Origin of the sequence: Maribacter sp. ACAM166 (assembly GCF_005771495.1) — a bacterium.
Classification (GTDB): Bacteria; Bacteroidota; Bacteroidia; order Flavobacteriales; family Flavobacteriaceae; genus Maribacter.
The window spans coordinates 57,157-72,964 of record NZ_VAUW01000008.1; the positions used below are offsets into that span (position 1 = coordinate 57,157).

13 protein-coding genes are annotated in these 15,808 nt (G+C 34.4%); 7 read left to right on the plus strand and 6 right to left on the minus strand.

The window, feature by feature from the left end:
* Positions 1–60 precede the first annotated feature (60 nt).
* Together uvrB and ES765_RS21705 are read left to right on the plus strand one after the other, a co-directional pair.
* Positions 61–2,049, plus strand: a complete 1,989-nt coding sequence (gene uvrB / locus ES765_RS07990; RefSeq protein WP_138113007.1) for an excinuclease ABC subunit UvrB — start codon at positions 61–63, stop codon at positions 2,047–2,049.
* A 772-nt stretch (positions 2,050–2,821) separates the two neighbouring features.
* On the plus strand, positions 2,822–2,995 hold the full coding sequence (locus ES765_RS21705; protein ID WP_171017258.1) for a hypothetical protein: 174 nt from the start codon (positions 2,822–2,824) through the stop codon (positions 2,993–2,995).
* 755 nt (positions 2,996–3,750) lie between these two features.
* Here the strand turns inward: ES765_RS21705 and ES765_RS07995 are convergent.
* A complete protein-coding gene (locus ES765_RS07995; protein ID WP_138113009.1) occupies positions 3,751–4,176 on the minus strand; it encodes an Hsp20/alpha crystallin family protein in 426 nt (141 codons plus the stop codon).
* Positions 4,177–4,380: 204 nt separating this feature from the next.
* Between ES765_RS07995 and ES765_RS08000 the strand changes: the two genes are divergently transcribed.
* Complete coding sequence (locus ES765_RS08000; protein WP_138113011.1) at positions 4,381–5,649, plus strand: DUF2254 domain-containing protein; 1,269 nt, start codon at positions 4,381–4,383, stop codon at positions 5,647–5,649.
* Here the strand turns inward: ES765_RS08000 and ES765_RS08005 are convergent.
* On the minus strand, positions 5,646–6,047 hold the full coding sequence (locus ES765_RS08005; RefSeq protein ID WP_138113013.1) for a TerB family tellurite resistance protein: 402 nt from the start codon (positions 6,045–6,047) through the stop codon (positions 5,646–5,648). The genes ES765_RS08000 and ES765_RS08005 overlap by 4 nt on opposite strands.
* Before the next feature lie 449 nt (positions 6,048–6,496).
* Between ES765_RS08005 and ES765_RS08010 the strand changes: the two genes are divergently transcribed.
* Positions 6,497–6,874, plus strand: a complete 378-nt coding sequence (locus ES765_RS08010; RefSeq protein ID WP_138113015.1) for a DUF1456 family protein — start codon at positions 6,497–6,499, stop codon at positions 6,872–6,874.
* Between the two features lie 42 nt (positions 6,875–6,916).
* Here the strand turns inward: ES765_RS08010 and ES765_RS08015 are convergent, their stop codons facing one another.
* From ES765_RS08015 to ES765_RS08025, 3 genes are all read right to left on the minus strand, one after another.
* Positions 6,917–7,252 (minus strand): hypothetical protein, encoded by a 336-nt coding sequence (locus ES765_RS08015; RefSeq protein WP_138113017.1) that lies wholly within the window; start codon positions 7,250–7,252, stop codon positions 6,917–6,919.
* Between the two features lie 465 nt (positions 7,253–7,717).
* Positions 7,718–8,911: an ADP-forming succinate--CoA ligase subunit beta gene (gene sucC / locus ES765_RS08020; protein ID WP_138113019.1), complete on the minus strand. Its 1,194-nt coding sequence runs from the start codon at positions 8,909–8,911 to the stop codon at positions 7,718–7,720.
* Between the two features lie 149 nt (positions 8,912–9,060).
* On the minus strand, positions 9,061–9,699 hold the full coding sequence (locus tag ES765_RS08025; protein ID WP_138113021.1) for an LON peptidase substrate-binding domain-containing protein: 639 nt from the start codon (positions 9,697–9,699) through the stop codon (positions 9,061–9,063).
* 143 nt (positions 9,700–9,842) lie between these two features.
* Here ES765_RS08025 and lysA point away from each other — a divergent pair, with 143 nt between their 5' ends.
* Both lysA and ES765_RS08035 read left to right on the plus strand, forming a co-directional pair.
* Entirely contained in the window at positions 9,843–11,081 is a 1,239-nt protein-coding gene (lysA, locus tag ES765_RS08030; RefSeq protein WP_138113023.1) for a diaminopimelate decarboxylase, read from the plus strand.
* 56 nt (positions 11,082–11,137) lie between these two features.
* Positions 11,138–11,674: a thioredoxin family protein gene (locus ES765_RS08035; RefSeq protein ID WP_138113025.1), complete on the plus strand. Its 537-nt coding sequence runs from the start codon at positions 11,138–11,140 to the stop codon at positions 11,672–11,674.
* Positions 11,675–11,745: 71 nt separating this feature from the next.
* Here the strand turns inward: ES765_RS08035 and guaB are convergent, their stop codons facing one another.
* Positions 11,746–13,218: an IMP dehydrogenase gene (gene guaB / locus ES765_RS08040; protein ID WP_138113186.1), complete on the minus strand. Its 1,473-nt coding sequence runs from the start codon at positions 13,216–13,218 to the stop codon at positions 11,746–11,748.
* Between the two features lie 230 nt (positions 13,219–13,448).
* On the opposite strand from guaB, the gene ES765_RS08045 reads away from it, so the two are divergent.
* Positions 13,449–15,668, plus strand: a complete 2,220-nt coding sequence (locus ES765_RS08045) for a TonB-dependent receptor family protein (protein ID WP_138113027.1) — start codon at positions 13,449–13,451, stop codon at positions 15,666–15,668.
* The last annotated feature ends 140 nt before the right edge of the window (positions 15,669–15,808 follow it).

Below are 15,808 nucleotides of genomic sequence, written 5' to 3' on the forward strand. Positions count from 1 at the left end.
ATTTATAATGAATTCTTAAGCAATTCAGCTTAAAGAACTCAAAAAAGAGAATTACAATACATGAAATTCAAAGTAGTATCAGAATTTAAACCTACCGGTGATCAGCCTAACGCTATTAAAGAATTGGTAAAAGGACTCAATGAAGATGAAAAGTATCAGACCTTATTGGGTGTAACAGGTTCCGGAAAAACCTTTACGGTCGCCAATGTTATAGAAGAAGTCCAAAAACCTACCTTAGTATTGGCCCATAATAAAACACTAGCGGCTCAATTATATTCAGAGTTTAAACAGTTTTTCCCCAACAATGCTGTTGAATACTTTGTATCCTATTACGATTACTATCAACCAGAAGCGTATATCCCTACTAGTGGCGTTTATATAGAAAAAGATCTTTCGATTAATGAGGATATTGAAAAGTTACGGCTTAGCGCTACTTCTTCCCTTCTTTCGGGCAGAAGAGATGTAATTGTTATCGCTTCGGTTTCCTGTTTATATGGTATCGGGAATCCAGTTGAATTTAAAAAGAATGTAATATCAATCAAAAAAGACCAGGTTATTGCCAGAACTAAACTAATGCATCAATTGGTTCAGTCGCTTTATTCAAGAACTATGGCAGAATTTAAGAACGGTAACTTTCGAGTAAAGGGGGACGTGGTTGATGTTTTTCCAAGTTACGCAGATCATGCCTATAGAATCCACTTCTTTGGAGATGAAATTGAGGAAATAGAGGCATTTGATCCTTTTAACAATAACATTATTGAAGTATACGAAACCCTAAACATTTATCCGGCAAATATGTTTGTAACCTCGAAGGATGTATTACAGAATGCCATTCATCATATTCAAGATGATTTGGTTAAACAGATGGATTATTTTAAAGACATTGCCAAGCCTCTTGAAGCAAAACGCTTAGAAGAGCGTACAAATTTCGATTTGGAGATGATACGCGAGCTTGGTTATTGCTCTGGTATTGAAAATTACTCAAGATACTTAGATGGCCGTGAACCAGGCACAAGGCCTTTCTGTCTTTTAGATTATTTTCCCGATGACTATTTAATGGTGATTGATGAAAGCCATGTTACCATACCACAGGTACATGCAATGTATGGTGGTGACAGGTCACGAAAAATTAATTTAGTCGAATACGGGTTTCGCTTGCCCGCAGCAATGGATAACCGACCCTTGAAATTCGAAGAATTTGAAGCGTTGCAAAATCAAGTATTATACGTTAGTGCTACACCCGCAGATTATGAATTACAACTAAGCCAAGGTGTATATGTTGAACAGGTAATTAGACCAACTGGCCTATTAGATCCAATAATAGAAATTAGACCGAGTTTAAATCAAATTGATGATTTGGTTGAAGAAATACATAAAAGAGTAGAAAAGGATGAACGAACTTTGGTGACCACCTTAACCAAAAGAATGGCCGAAGAATTAGCAAAGTACATGGATAGAATTAGTGTTCGATGCAGGTATATTCATAGCGATGTTGACACTTTAGAACGTGTTGAAATTATGCAAGATTTAAGAAAAGGAATCTTTGATGTGCTTATTGGAGTGAATTTATTACGGGAAGGATTGGATCTTCCAGAGGTCTCTTTAGTGGCAATTTTGGATGCAGATAAAGAAGGATTTTTACGTAGTAATAGATCGTTAACGCAGACTGTTGGTAGAGCAGCAAGACACCTAAACGGTACGGCAATTATGTATGCAGATAAGATAACTTCAAGCATGCAAAAAACGATTGACGAAACAAACTACAGGCGTGAAAAACAAATCAAATACAACACAGATAATAACCAAGTTCCAACTGCTTTAAACAAAAGTTTAGACAATGTTTTATCTAAGAATTCCGTTTCAACATATCACTTTATCAAAGAGGAATTGCGTGCTGCTGAACCTAACTTGGAATACATGACCAAAGAGCAAGTCGAGAAAATGATTAAGGAGAAAAGAAAAGCTATGGAAAAAGCGGCTAAAGAACTTGATTTTATGCAAGCTGCTAAGTTAAGAGATGAAATAAAATCACTTCAAGAACAAGAATGACTTATATGTATTAAACATTCTTTAAAGAAATTAAAAATATAAATGAATACTTTATCCTTAAACACTTAAATAATTGATTTTAAATACTAAGTTGTATTTTTTTAGACAAGACTAAATTAAATAAAATCAGTATAAAAATATAAATAAGACTACTTTTCAATCTATTTATAGGTTACTCTTTCAGCGCACCAAACAGTTAGAGTCAAGCCGTAGAAAGCACTAAATTAAAATTTCCAACAAACGAAATTTTCAATGTAGCGATTACTAATTTACATTATTTTTTTAGACTGCAAAATGATGGGAATTTTTCAGAACAAATTAAAGAAAATAAACAATGGCGCAATCGTATTTTTACTGCTTTTAATTTGAAAACTAAGATTATATAAACAGATGAAGCCCCCTACTATTCGCTAAAAAAATATTTGGTTAAAACAGAAATAACATTCTCATTTATATGCAAAGATATGGGCAACTAATTAATAGTTTTATAGGGTCTCAACCTAACCCTTTTGAAGGATTTAAAAATGAAATTTGAAACCTTACAAGTTTCAATTTGTCTCAAAATTCGATTGGTGACAATGGGGAGGTTTTTGCGCATTCGGCTTCCAATTAAAAAAGTCTGCCCATATCGCTAATTTTGAAAGCGAACAATATAATGCCAGATTATGTCATAAAAGTAATCATGGATTATCAAGAAGAATTAGAACCTCCTGATTTACCAAAGGCTGTTTTATAAAAAAAATATTTCCTAAAAACTGAAATGTTTTTTATTATGAATGGAACAAAACACCTCTTAAATCCACTTACACTCATTTTTGGTACACGAGAAATTGTAACTACAAACCAATGCGTATTTGGACCAAAATATACTATTCATGGTGGTCAATGTCAAAACTATGCTCCGCATCCAGGTTTTGAAGCAGCATGTCTAATAGGCAATCTATAGAATGAACAAGACATCGTACAAATACCAAGATTTAACGATGGGGTACTCTTGACAGAACGTGCTAAACAAGTAGTAGGATGATACCTAAAAACACAGATAGTCTAAAAATAACGCTTGGTATTTCTGATTCTGAACACATCCCCCTACCTACCAAGAAACCTTACAATTACCCTCGTTAAATATTAGAGGGTTAAAACAGAAAGGAAGTACGAACCATAATCACCGAAGAAGCCTTTATTGAAATTGACGTGAGATTGGTACAGAGACGCCTACAGAAAGACAAATTAAGCTACTGCGCGATTACATCACAGCACTAGCTATCATTTCAGTCAATTCATAACCAATCAACGAAGAGCGCACTACTATTAAGAAGCTGGCTACATTATAAGAATAGCGTCAAACTCTTTAGAAATGATATGGATATGCCTATTGACACTTTCTTAAATAGCACCCCTGAGTAGGGTATATATAAATCACATTGTAAATATGAGAATCACAGAAGGCCTTGCAACCAATGGCTACTTTTATTAAAACATTGGATGTTCCTACAGTTTCTATACGAATTCCTAAGCCAGATAACAGTATTCATAGTCCGGACGAAAACCTAAAACTAGGAAACTTTAGCAAAGGAGTTATAGCTTGCCTAGCTATTCTAACCGAACGATTACCATAAAAAAGTGCTTTGATTTCTCAAAACACTTTTTTTATAAATAACTTAAACCAACTCAAAAATCTAAACCTTAAAACGCAATACCTTACTTAATTTCAATCATTCTTTTTGGCTTAGGCAATGCTTCCTCTTTTTTAGGAAGGGTGAACTTTAAAATTCCGCCAGCATAGGTCGCTTCAATTTTATTTGTCGCTACGGTTTCCGGAAGAGTAAATGCTCTTTTAAAAGAAGTTATAGCAAATTCTTTTCGAGTATAATTCTCCTTAGAATCTTCACCTAACTCTTTAACTTCAGCAGAAATAGTTAAAACCAAATCATCTATTTCCATATTAAAGTCCTCTTTTTTTCTCCCCGGAACAAAAAGTTCCAATTCAAAATTAATTTCGTTCTCTTTAATATTTACGGCCGGTATTGCCGTTCTAGCATTCTGTGTTCCACCAAACCAATCTGGTCTAAATATTTCATTCATTAAGGCTGGAAACAATACTTCATTTCTTTTTGTCAAACTCATAATCGTATATTTTATTTATAGTAATGTATTAGTTGCTTTAACTAGAGCAAACAATATACCCTTTACTAAACAATGACACTTTGTCACTTATCACTGTTTTATTGATGTCAAATTGTCTTGTTTTGCTAATTTGAGTCTTAAATAATAGCATATAAGTCTCTTTTTAGATGCTACCTTTATTAGATTTATAGCTGAATCCATCACATGAATAGAATTACAAACTTTTTTTATAAAATTCGAAGTAAAATAGCCTTCTTCCCTTCTGTAATTTCATTTGCTGGATTAATGCTAGCATTTTTCATGATCTATCTAGAGCAAATAGATGTATCAGCTTATTTAATGGATGTTGCACCAGGACTGGTTATTGATAATACAGATACGGCGAAAACACTTTTAAGCACTTTGATAGGTGGTCTTATTTCCTTGACGGTATTCAGTTTTTCTATGGTAATGGTGTTGTTAAACCAAGCATCTAGTAATTTCTCGCCTAGGGTGCTGCCTGGTATCATTTCTAATCAAAAGCATCAAGTTGTACTCGGGCAATATATTGCAACGATCTTATACAATATATTTATTCTAGTATCTATTGAGCCCACTGAAAACAAATATCAAACGCCAGGGTTCTCTGTATTGATAGGAATAATTTTAACAGTACTATGTTTGGCCTCTTTCATCTATTTTATTCATAACATCTCACAAGCCATACAAGTTGGAAATATATTGACCAATATTCATAAAAAGACTAAAACCGCAATTGTATCAATAATAAAGGAACAAAAGGAAAATTCCTTTGATTTTCCTCAAACAGAGCATTGGGAAAAATACACCGTCAACAGAGTAGGATATTTTTACGGAATACTGAAAGATAATCTTATTGATATTTGCAAGCAGCAAGAAACTAAGGTTACGATAGAATTATTCAAAGGTCAATTTATATTAGACGGTACAGTGGGCATTATATCAGAAAAGCCACTATCAAAAAAAGTAGAGATTGAAATAATGGAAACACTATTATTTAGTAGAGAAGAATTGGTAGGAGAAAATTACATATATGGATTTAGGCAAATATCCGAAATAGGAGTAAAGGCCATGTCTCCCGGAATTAACGACCCAGGCACAGCCTTGAATACCATTGATTATCTAACCTCATTATTTCTTGTTTTGATGAAAAAATCAGATTTTGAATATATACACGATAAAGAAGGAACCAATTGGGCACGTATTAAATGTGTCAAGTTTTCAGAAGTACTATATAACGTTATGGCCACATACCGCCAATATTGCAAACATGATATTACAGTTATGAGAAAATTGATGCACATGCTACATACCCTAACTTCACATGTGATAAATTCAAATCAAATGAAAGACATTGAAATAGAGATTGAACAATTAAACATAGATGCTAAAATAGGTATCGAAAATAAGAGAGATTTAAGTAAAATTGATGTAGATTTTATTTCTTGGTCTTAATTATAATAGGCTTTAAAAATGTTTATTAAAACATCTGGTGGCACAATTTTATCAGGATATTGATGCATAATTGATAATACTTGCTGAATAGCGCCTGGCGGCAACCCCATACTCAAACCTATATCATGTAATCTTTTAATTTCAATTAATTCTTGCTGATTATCAACATTCATTAGTAAGACTAATCTGTGAAATTGAACAATACGTTCAGATTGCGACTTAGGTATCACATGCTCTACATCATGCTTAAACAGACGATCAAAAGTCAATTTAGTTACTTCTAACTGTTGAGCTACCGAAAATAGAAAATCATATTCCATTTCCTTTATCTCATTGTTCACTTTGGCAAACCCAATCATTTCTGACAGAATACTAAGTTTTTCCTTTTCTGTAGGCATAATCTATTACAATGAATTGATTTTCATAAGTATAACTAAAAAAAAAGCACTAAAGTATTTTTATTTCAATTAATACCTCAACTCAATATACTTTCAACCTGAACAAGTACGATGTAGCGCATACTTTGTAAAATACATATTAATCATACGCTGGCATTCTACAAAATCTTTGCGAAAATATAAATTATAAAGAAAACTTCTGATAGTATTTAACGACAAACCAATCCCTTCTTTATTGAATCCTCTCAATCATTCTAAATATTCATGTTGCACTTATGACTTAGACTTCTATAAAATCTCATAAGTTTACTTGAGCTATTTTTAGATAGAATAACGTTATCCTCGCCCTAATCAATTCATCAATCAAATCCTGGTTCAAATCAATATTCTTTACTAGTAACCAAAGAGTACATAAATTTATAATACCTTGCGGTGCTTAAATAGGTACTATGACCAATAATGATATATTTAAAAAACTAAGAGTAGCCTTAAAATTTAAGGACGATGATATCGTAGCTATACTTACGTTGGTAGATTTTAAAATTTCAAAAAGTGAATTAGGTGCTTTTTTTAGAAAAGAAGAACACCCTAATTATATGGAATGTGGTGATCAGGTATTACGTAATTTCTTAAACGGTTTGGTGATTCACCTTAGAGGAACTAAGGAAAATCCGAAGAACCCAGGTGAGGTTCTTTCAGGAATTTCAAATATTCCCGATAAGTCAAGTAAAAAACCTAACGTGAGGGAAGATTTTAAAACCAAACAACTTAAAAAAGTTGATATGGCTCTTAGCCCTGTAAAATATAAAAACAAAAAAAAATCCTGAAACACTTCTATGTCTCAGGATTTCATATTCTAAGGGCAAGGATTAAGCTTTTACCCGAACAGGTATGGTATAAATCTTACCCTCCTCTACTTTAGTTATATCCACCTTCTTGTAATTCAAGCTTTTTTTAACAAAGCTTTCCATAGTATCAAAATTGGTATCTACAGATAGCACCACAATTTCACCTTCGCTATTTAAGGTAAAGCGGACTTGAGCTGTTAGGTCGGAATTCATTTCCGAAAAATTGTTTTCAGATAGCATTACTGATATCTGCGAAGAAAGACTTTTGGTAGGGCTGACAACTTTACTATCGTTGGCAAAAATCGTACCTGTTGCAAGTAGCATTGCCGCTACCACTACTAAACTTAATTTTCTCATGACTTTTTGTTTTTTCCTCAGGGTTACTGAAGATTGATTAATAAATTGATTGATGATGATTTATTAAAAGACGTCTGAAAAATGGTATTGTTACCAAATAATTAAATTTTAACATTTTTTTAATTAAGGTTCTTCAATGTTCGATGGCAAAACGTCCATTCAACCCCACAGGGAATAAGATTTGAAGGAAGATCTATTAACAGTAGCGAAAAAACTGATTCGCTCATAAGCACAACAGATTATATAGCTTTTTAGGCCGAACAGTGTGAATATCTAAAATTTTTCTTAGAGACGAAATAGAACCTCTATTTTGGTTCTATAAACTCTATAGCTATTTTTGTATACCATAAAACCAAAAGACCTTTTAACGAATTAGTCACTTATTCTAGTAAAAGAAAACAACGTCTAAAAAAAAAGGACCATCCTTATGGATGGTCCTTTGAACTTATAATCTAATAAAACTATTTAAGCCAATACAGCTTTCACTTTATCTGCAGCTTCTTGAAACAAAACTGCTGATTGAACTGCGAGTCCTGAGTTATCAATAATCTCTTTGGCCAATTCTGCATTTGTACCTTGCAACCTAACAATGATAGGAACTTGCATTGCATCTCCCATATTCCTGTAAGCATCGACAACGCCTTGTGCTACACGATCACAACGAACGATACCACCAAAAATGTTAATTAGAATAGCTTTTACGTTTTTATCTTTCAATATAATTCTAAATGCTTCTTCAACTCTTTTAGCATCTGCAGTACCACCAACATCTAAAAAGTTAGCCGGCTCACCACCTGCCATTTTAATTAAATCCATCGTAGCCATCGCAAGACCTGCACCGTTAACCATGCAACCAACGTTACCATCTAAATCTACATAGTTAAGTCCTACTTCCCTAGCTTCGACTTCAATTGCATTTTCTTCCCTAAGGTCACGCATATCTGCATATTCCTTTCTACGGTAAAGTGCATTATCGTCAATAGATACCTTAGCATCTACTGCCATAATTTTATCATCAGAAGTTTTTAATACTGGATTAATTTCAAACATACTAGAGTCACTTTCGACATATGCCTTATACAATGAAGTAACAAATTTTGTCATCTCTTTAAAAGCATTACCAGAAAGACCGAGGTTAAAGGCAATTTTTCTTGCTTGAAAACCTAAGATACCTGTAGCAGGATCAATTTCTTCTGTAAATATTAAATGTGGTGTATTTTCAGCAACTTCTTCAATATCCATACCACCTTCTGTAGAATACATAATCATATTCTTACCAGTAGCCCTATTTAATAAAACGGACATATAAAATTCATTAGTCTCACTATCACCTGGGTAGTAAACATCTTCAGTAACTAATACCTGATGTACTTTTTTCCCCTCAGCAGAAGTTTGAGGCGTTACCAAATTCATACCTATGATTTGGTTTGCCAATTCTTCAACTTCCTTAAGGTTTTTAGCCAATTTGACACCACCACCTTTTCCACGACCACCTGCATGCACCTGCGCTTTAATAACATGCCATCCAGTTCCTGTTTCTGCAGTTAATTGCTTTGCAGCCTCAACAGCTTCTTTAGCATTATGGGCAACTATTCCTCTTTGGATGCGCACCCCAAAACTTGCTAATATCTCTTTTCCTTGATATTCGTGAAGGTTCATATATATGGTGATTTTAATTGTTTGACAAAAATAGGAAACAGGAAGTTATAATCTAAAAATACAGGTGATTAATTGAAATAACTATAAGAATTAGTTGGATAAAACAACAAAGGCAACATAAAGTCATTCAATTTTACGCCAGTTAAATCTTATAATTTCAAATCTTGAAAATCTAAAGGATCAAAATTCTTGAAATGCCCATTGAGTTCAATAACTTTCTTTGTCCTTTCTACCTGTGCCAAAACCGTAATAGTAGACGTTAAATGTAAACTTATAAAATTAAGACGGTCATTTTCATTTGGTATCTGAAGCAACTGATATTCTTGTTCAAATGACAAACCTATTTTGTGAGCCAACGTAAAGCTGTTGAATTCGCTTACGCTTATCTCTTTAAAAGGAACATCCATCATTATATATAGCTGCTGTATACCGTCAATTATAACTTGCTTTTTCCCTACAGTAGCTTCATAATCGTATTCTATAAACTTTACAATTCCACCTGGATACAACTTATCAGGCATATAATTGTCGAATGCTAATACCTTAAAAATCTGCCTAGCAACACACACTACATCCATTTCACCACCATTATATGTACTTACGACTTCCACTAACTGTACTTCAACTCCATATTCCATTTTATTATTAATGAATACTGGTATGCCAAAGGTTATAGCCTCTTCCCTACAATCATTAATTAATTGTTTATAGCGTTCTTCAAAAATATGAAGCGGTACAGTTTCGCCTGGAAAGAATATAGACTGCAGTGGAAAAAGAGGTATTTTCATTATATAAAAATACAAAGGTCTATACGTTATACCAAAACATTCAAAATGTTTCAAATAACACATTTTGTTATTTTTATTGTTTTTATGTTATTATTTTTGTCCCTGTCCAATTAGAAAACTAAATTCGTGTAAAATTTGATAGTATGAAAAATGAGGATTTGTTGCAAATAGCAAAAACCTTTGGTGACCCGGTTTATGTTTATGACTCTGAAAAAATAGTTTCTCAATTCAATAGATTGACTAAAGCCTTTGGGTCAGTAAAGAAATTAAAGCTCAATTATGCAGCTAAAGCACTTTCTAATATATCTATCTTAAGATTAATGAACAACTTAGGTAGTGGCTTAGATACTGTCTCAATACAAGAAGTACAATTAGGACTTTTGGCTGGTTTTAAACCAGAATCAATCATTTTCACACCCAACGGAGTTTCTTTAGAGGAAATTGAAGAAGCATCTAAACTTGGTGTTCGAATCAATATCGACAACCTTTCAATTTTAGAACAATTTGGAAGTAAGCATCCTACTATACCAGTATGTATTAGAATCAATCCACATGTTATGGCTGGAGGAAATTCAAATATATCTGTAGGCCACATCGATTCAAAATTTGGAATCAGTATTCATCAGATACCACATTTACTTCGCATTGTTGAATTGACCAACATGAATATAAACGGTATTCATATGCATACCGGAAGTGATATTTTGGACATAGACGTATTTCTTTACGCGTCTGAAATATTATTTGATACAGCTCGTAATTTTAAAAATTTAGATTTTATCGATTTCGGAAGCGGGTTTAAAGTTCCTTATAAAGAAGGTGATATTGAAACCAACGTAGAAGAATTAGGTAAAAAATTGAGTACCCGATTCAATGAATTTTGTGAGGACTATGGCAAGGACCTAACCCTGGCTTTTGAACCTGGTAAATTTTTAGTTAGTGAAGCAGGTGTGTTTTTAGCTAAAGTAAATGTTGTAAAACAAACTACTTCGACTGTTTTCGCTAGTGTAGATTCTGGTTTCAATCACATGATTCGCCCAATGCTTTATGGTGCTACCCATACCATCAAGAATATTTCTAATCCCGAAGGTCGCGAACGCTACTATTCTGTAGTTGGTTATATCTGTGAAACGGATACTTTCGCCAGCAATAAAAGAATAAATGAAATCACTGAAGGTGATATACTTTGTTTTAAAAACGCCGGAGCATATTGCTTTACTATGGCCAGCAATTATAACTCAAGATTCAGACCACCCGAAGTGCTTTGGCATAAAGGAAAAGCAATTCTTATTCGTGAACGCGAAACTTTTGATGATTTAATTCGCAATCAAGTAGATCTCAAAAATTTATTTACTGTTAAGGAAGTTGCCAAAGTAAAATAAAGAAAGGAAAAATACGTTAGTTCTGATGTAGTTATTAGACTAACACCTCAAAAAATATGAAACGGTCTTCCTTATTTTTCACAAAATCAATACTATTTCTAGCGATATTCTTAATCTCAGCTAGTAGTAAAGCTCAAGAAGTTAAATGGCTTTCTTGGGCAGAAGCTGCTAAATTAAGTGCGACTGAAAAAAATCCTAAAAAAGTATTTATCGATGTCTACACCGATTGGTGTGGATGGTGTAAAAAAATGGACAAAGACACCTTCCAAAATCCTGAAGTAGCCACGTATATGGCTGAAAACTACTACATGGTGAAATTAGACGGTGAAGGAAAAGAACCTATTGAGTATAAAGGCAAGACCTATAAATTTGTTCCCTCGGGAAGAAAAGGATACCATGAATTTGCTGCTACATTAATGCAAGGTCGTTTAAGCTATCCTACAACTATTTTTTTAGATGAGGAGCTAAACATGCTTTCTCCTGTACCTGGGTATCAAAAACCAAAACCATTCTTAAATATAGCACGCTATTTTGGTGATAACATTTATAAAGAAAAGGATTGGAAAGTGTATGAAGGGGATACCGGAAAATAGAATTCTAAAAAATAAATATAATAAAAGAGGTCTCTAGAGACCTCTTTTATTTATGAATTCTATATTTATGTCTATCTACTATAATTAGGACTTTCCTTAGTAATGGTAACATCATGCGGGTGGCTTTCATTGATACCACTTGCTGTAATTTTCACAAATCGACCTGTTTCCTTTAATGTAGCAATATCCTTAGCGCCACAGTACCCCATTCCCGCTCTTAGGCCTCCAATAAATTGGTGTATACTTTCGTATAAATCACCTTTATAAGGTACACGTCCTACAATCCCTTCAGGAACCAATTTTTTGATATCGTCTTCTACATCTTGAAAGTAACGGTCTTTACTTCCTTGCCTCATTGCCTCGACAGAGCCCATTCCCCTATAAGATTTAAACTTTCTACCTTCATAAATAATGGTTTCACCCGGAGATTCTTTTGTTCCAGCTAAAAGAGACCCTAACATTACGGTATCTGCACCAGCAGCAATGGCTTTTGGGATATCACCTGTATATCGAATTCCTCCGTCCGCAATAACTGGTACACCTGAGCCTTTAATAGCATCTGCTACTTCTAGAACAGCAGAGAATTGAGGAAAACCAACTCCAGCAACTACTCTTGTAGTACATATCGAACCTGGTCCTATACCGACCTTTACGGCGTCGGCACCGGCGTCTACCAAATACTTAGCAGCCTCACCGGTGGCAATATTACCTACAATCACCTCTAAATCTGGAAATTTATTTTTTACCGCCTTCAATACCGCAACTACACCTTTGGTATGACCATGAGCAGTATCTATAACAACCGCATCAACACCTGCATTTACAAGAGCTTCTGCTCTTTCAACCGCATCTTCCGTAACACCAAGTGCTGCAGCTACTCGCAATCGTCCGTATTGATCTTTATTTGCGCTGGGCTTTTGAGTCAACTTAGTAATGTCACGAAAGGTTATTAAACCTACTAACTTATTATCTTTAGTAACAACTGGTAATTTTTCAATTTTATACTCCTGGAGAATATCTTCAGCTTCAGAAAGCGATGTTCCTTCTTCTGCAGTCACCAAATTCTCTGAGGTCATTACCTCTGAAATTGGTCGTTCATTATTTTTTTCAAAACGCAAATCCCTATTCGTTACAATTCCCAACAATTTACCTTCAACATCCACAATCGGAATTCCTCCAATACTATACTCCTTCATGTAAGCTTTAGCATTCTTAACTTTAGAATTCAACGGTAAGGTTACCGGATCTAAAATCATTCCGCTTTCGGCCCTTTTCACCTTTCTTACCTTCAAGGCCTGTTGTTCTATGGTCATATTTTTATGCAAAACACCTATACCGCCTTCTTGAGCCATGGCGATAGCCATTCTAGACTCCGTAACCGTATCCATAGCTGCGGATATGATTGGAACATTGATAGTAATATTTCTTGTGAATTTGGTCTGAATGTTTACATCTCTTGGCAGTACATCAGAATAAGCAGGCACTAATAATACATCGTCGTACGTTAGACCTTCTCCTATAATTTTATTTTGGTGGGCTTGCATAGCAATTAAGGATTTAATTGCGTGCAAAGATACTCTTTTTTTACTTAGTCAAATGAATATGAATTGTCTAGATAATTCACTTATCTAGTGTTAAAATTTCAATCTTACTCTTTTGGTTTTGAAATATTAATAACACACTATGTTTATTTATTCTAAATAAGCTTTGCGAAATATAAGAATGAGTATTACATTTGCACAAAATTATGCTATTTTAAATAAGTCTAAATAAGATGAAAGCTTCAATATTCCTTTTTACCCTCCTATTATCTATAGTTGCGTTTGCGCAGAAACCAGCATCTACCAGCATGGATTCAATACATTTAGACGAAGTAACACTTAAAGCCAATTCCATTTTAGGGAGTAAGTTTGAAGCCAAGAACAGAACAGGTTCAGCCTATTACATTTCACCAAAAGAAATTAAGAAGTTTAATTATACAGACGTAAACCGAATACTTAGAAGTGTTCCTGGAGTAAATGTGTACGAAGAGGATGGTTTTGGTCTTAGACCTAATATTAGTCTTAGGGGTACTTCCCCTGAACGAAGCTCAAAAATAACGTTAATGGAGGATGGGGTATTAATTGCTCCAGCTCCTTACAGCTCACCATCAGCCTACTATTTCCCAACGATTGCTAGAATGCAGGCAGTAGAAATACTAAAAGGTAGTAGTCAGGTACAATACGGTCCGTATACTACTGGTGGTGCCATTAATATGATTTCGAATGAGGTACCAGACAGTTTTGGTATCTTTCTAAACTCGAGTTACGGTAGTTTTAACAGTGGTCGTTTACATACCGTTTTGGGGGATAGTAAAAAGAATTTTGGATATTCTATAGAATACCTCAACTACAATTCCGACGGATTCAAAGATTTGGATAATGGTGAAAATACCGGATTTGACAAAAACGACTTTGTCGCTAAATTCAAAGTAAACACCAGTCCTGAAGCTAAAATTGGACAGGCCTTTGAGTTAAAATTTCAATATTCTGATGAAATTTCCAATGAAACCTATTTAGGTCTTACCGAAACTGATTTTGCCGCAACCCCATTCCGTCGTTATGCAAGTTCGCAGGAAGATGAGATGAATACGAAACATCTACAATTTATGGGCACACATACCATGGCCTTTAACTCAAATATAAGAATCACTACAACAGCCTATTTAAATAATTTCAATCGTAATTGGTTCAAAGTAGACAATTTGACTGTTAACGGGCAACGTGAGAGTATTGCTAACATTATTCAAAATCCAGGAGTACTTTCAAGTCACTACGATATTGTAAGCGGAAATTCTAATACAGAAGCAAATGAGGTCATTGCAGTAAAAGCAAACAATAGAGAATACCTATCTACAGGAATCCAAACCAAATTGAACTACAGATGGAATAACAATAATACAGTTCACGATATGGAAGTTGGTTTACGCTACCACTATGATGAAGAAGACCGCTTTCAATGGGTTGACGACTATAGCCTTTACAACGGAACAATGGCAGTAATTACAGCAAGACAAAGAGGCACTGATGCTAATAGGATAAGTGATGCCAGAGCTTTTTCTTCTTACGCACTATATAAACTAAAATACAAAGAACTAACCTTGACCCCAGGTCTTCGTTATGAGAATATTAATTTAGGACGGACAAATTACGGTGGTAATGACCCAGAAAGAACTGGTATAAATCTTGCTGAACGGGAAAACCAAGTAAATGTATTTATCCCAGGAATTGGGTTTAACTACAACTTTCAAAATATTTCTCTGTTTGGAGGCGTCCACAAAGGATTCTCACCGCCAAGTAATCAAGTGGGTGAAAAACCAGAAGAAAGCGTTAATTATGAGCTAGGCACTCGCTTTTCTTATGCAGGCTTTTCAGGAGAATTAGTTGGATTTTATAATGACTACAGCAATCTTTTGGGAAGCGACTTAGCTGCTACAGGCGGTACCGGTTCACTAGACCAATTTAATGCTGGAGAAGTTAAAGTACAAGGCATAGAAGTGTTGTTGAATTACAATTTTCTACCCAACTCCAAAAAATTTAATTTACCTGTAACATTTAGTTACACCTATACCGATACTGAGTTCTTAAATAGATTTGGAAGTGAAAATGATATATGGGGAGAAGTAAACATTGGGGATGAACTACCCTACCTTTCGAAACATCAGTTAAATACCGCCATTAGCTTGGAACACAAAAAATTTGAGATTAATTTAAGTGGTCGTTATAATGGAGCTTTCCGAACTAAGGCCGGCTCAGGACCTATTGCTGCTAGTGAGCAAGTAGCATCTAATATCGTGTTGGACTTGGGAATTAAATATAGGTACAACCAACATTTAACCCTAACTGCTAATGCCATGAACCTCTTAGACGAAACGTATGCGGTTGCACGAGTACCGGCCGGACTTAGACCAGGCCTGCCTTTTGGTGTTTATGGAGGAATAGAAATAAGTTTTTAGAGCTCTATTATTGGTTAGACTGTCCAAAAATCTTAATCTTTAAATAAAACTACCGCTACAACTATTCAAATAAGATAAGTGGTAAGTACTTTTTTTAAAGCAAAGATTATAATTGTTGTTGGACAAGAGTTAAAAAAAAC

Coding starts and splice junctions, on each gene's coding strand:
- ES765_RS21705 (WP_171017258.1), top strand. CDS start 2,822: ATGAATGGAACAAAACACCTCTTAAATCCACTTACACTCATTTTTGGT.
- guaB (WP_138113186.1), bottom strand. CDS start 13,218: ATGCAAGCCCACCAAAATAAAATTATAGGAGAAGGTCTAACGTACGAC.
- ES765_RS08010 (WP_138113015.1), top strand. CDS start 6,497: ATGACCAATAATGATATATTTAAAAAACTAAGAGTAGCCTTAAAATTT.
- ES765_RS08035 (WP_138113025.1), top strand. CDS start 11,138: ATGAAACGGTCTTCCTTATTTTTCACAAAATCAATACTATTTCTAGCG.
- ES765_RS08005 (WP_138113013.1), bottom strand. CDS start 6,047: ATGCCTACAGAAAAGGAAAAACTTAGTATTCTGTCAGAAATGATTGGG.
- sucC (WP_138113019.1), bottom strand. CDS start 8,911: ATGAACCTTCACGAATATCAAGGAAAAGAGATATTAGCAAGTTTTGGG.
- ES765_RS08045 (WP_138113027.1), top strand. CDS start 13,449: ATGAAAGCTTCAATATTCCTTTTTACCCTCCTATTATCTATAGTTGCG.
- ES765_RS08025 (WP_138113021.1), bottom strand. CDS start 9,699: ATGAAAATACCTCTTTTTCCACTGCAGTCTATATTCTTTCCAGGCGAA.
- uvrB (WP_138113007.1), top strand. CDS start 61: ATGAAATTCAAAGTAGTATCAGAATTTAAACCTACCGGTGATCAGCCT.
- ES765_RS08000 (WP_138113011.1), top strand. CDS start 4,381: ATGAATAGAATTACAAACTTTTTTTATAAAATTCGAAGTAAAATAGCC.
- ES765_RS08015 (WP_138113017.1), bottom strand. CDS start 7,252: ATGAGAAAATTAAGTTTAGTAGTGGTAGCGGCAATGCTACTTGCAACA.
- ES765_RS07995 (WP_138113009.1), bottom strand. CDS start 4,176: ATGAGTTTGACAAAAAGAAATGAAGTATTGTTTCCAGCCTTAATGAAT.
- lysA (WP_138113023.1), top strand. CDS start 9,843: ATGAAAAATGAGGATTTGTTGCAAATAGCAAAAACCTTTGGTGACCCG.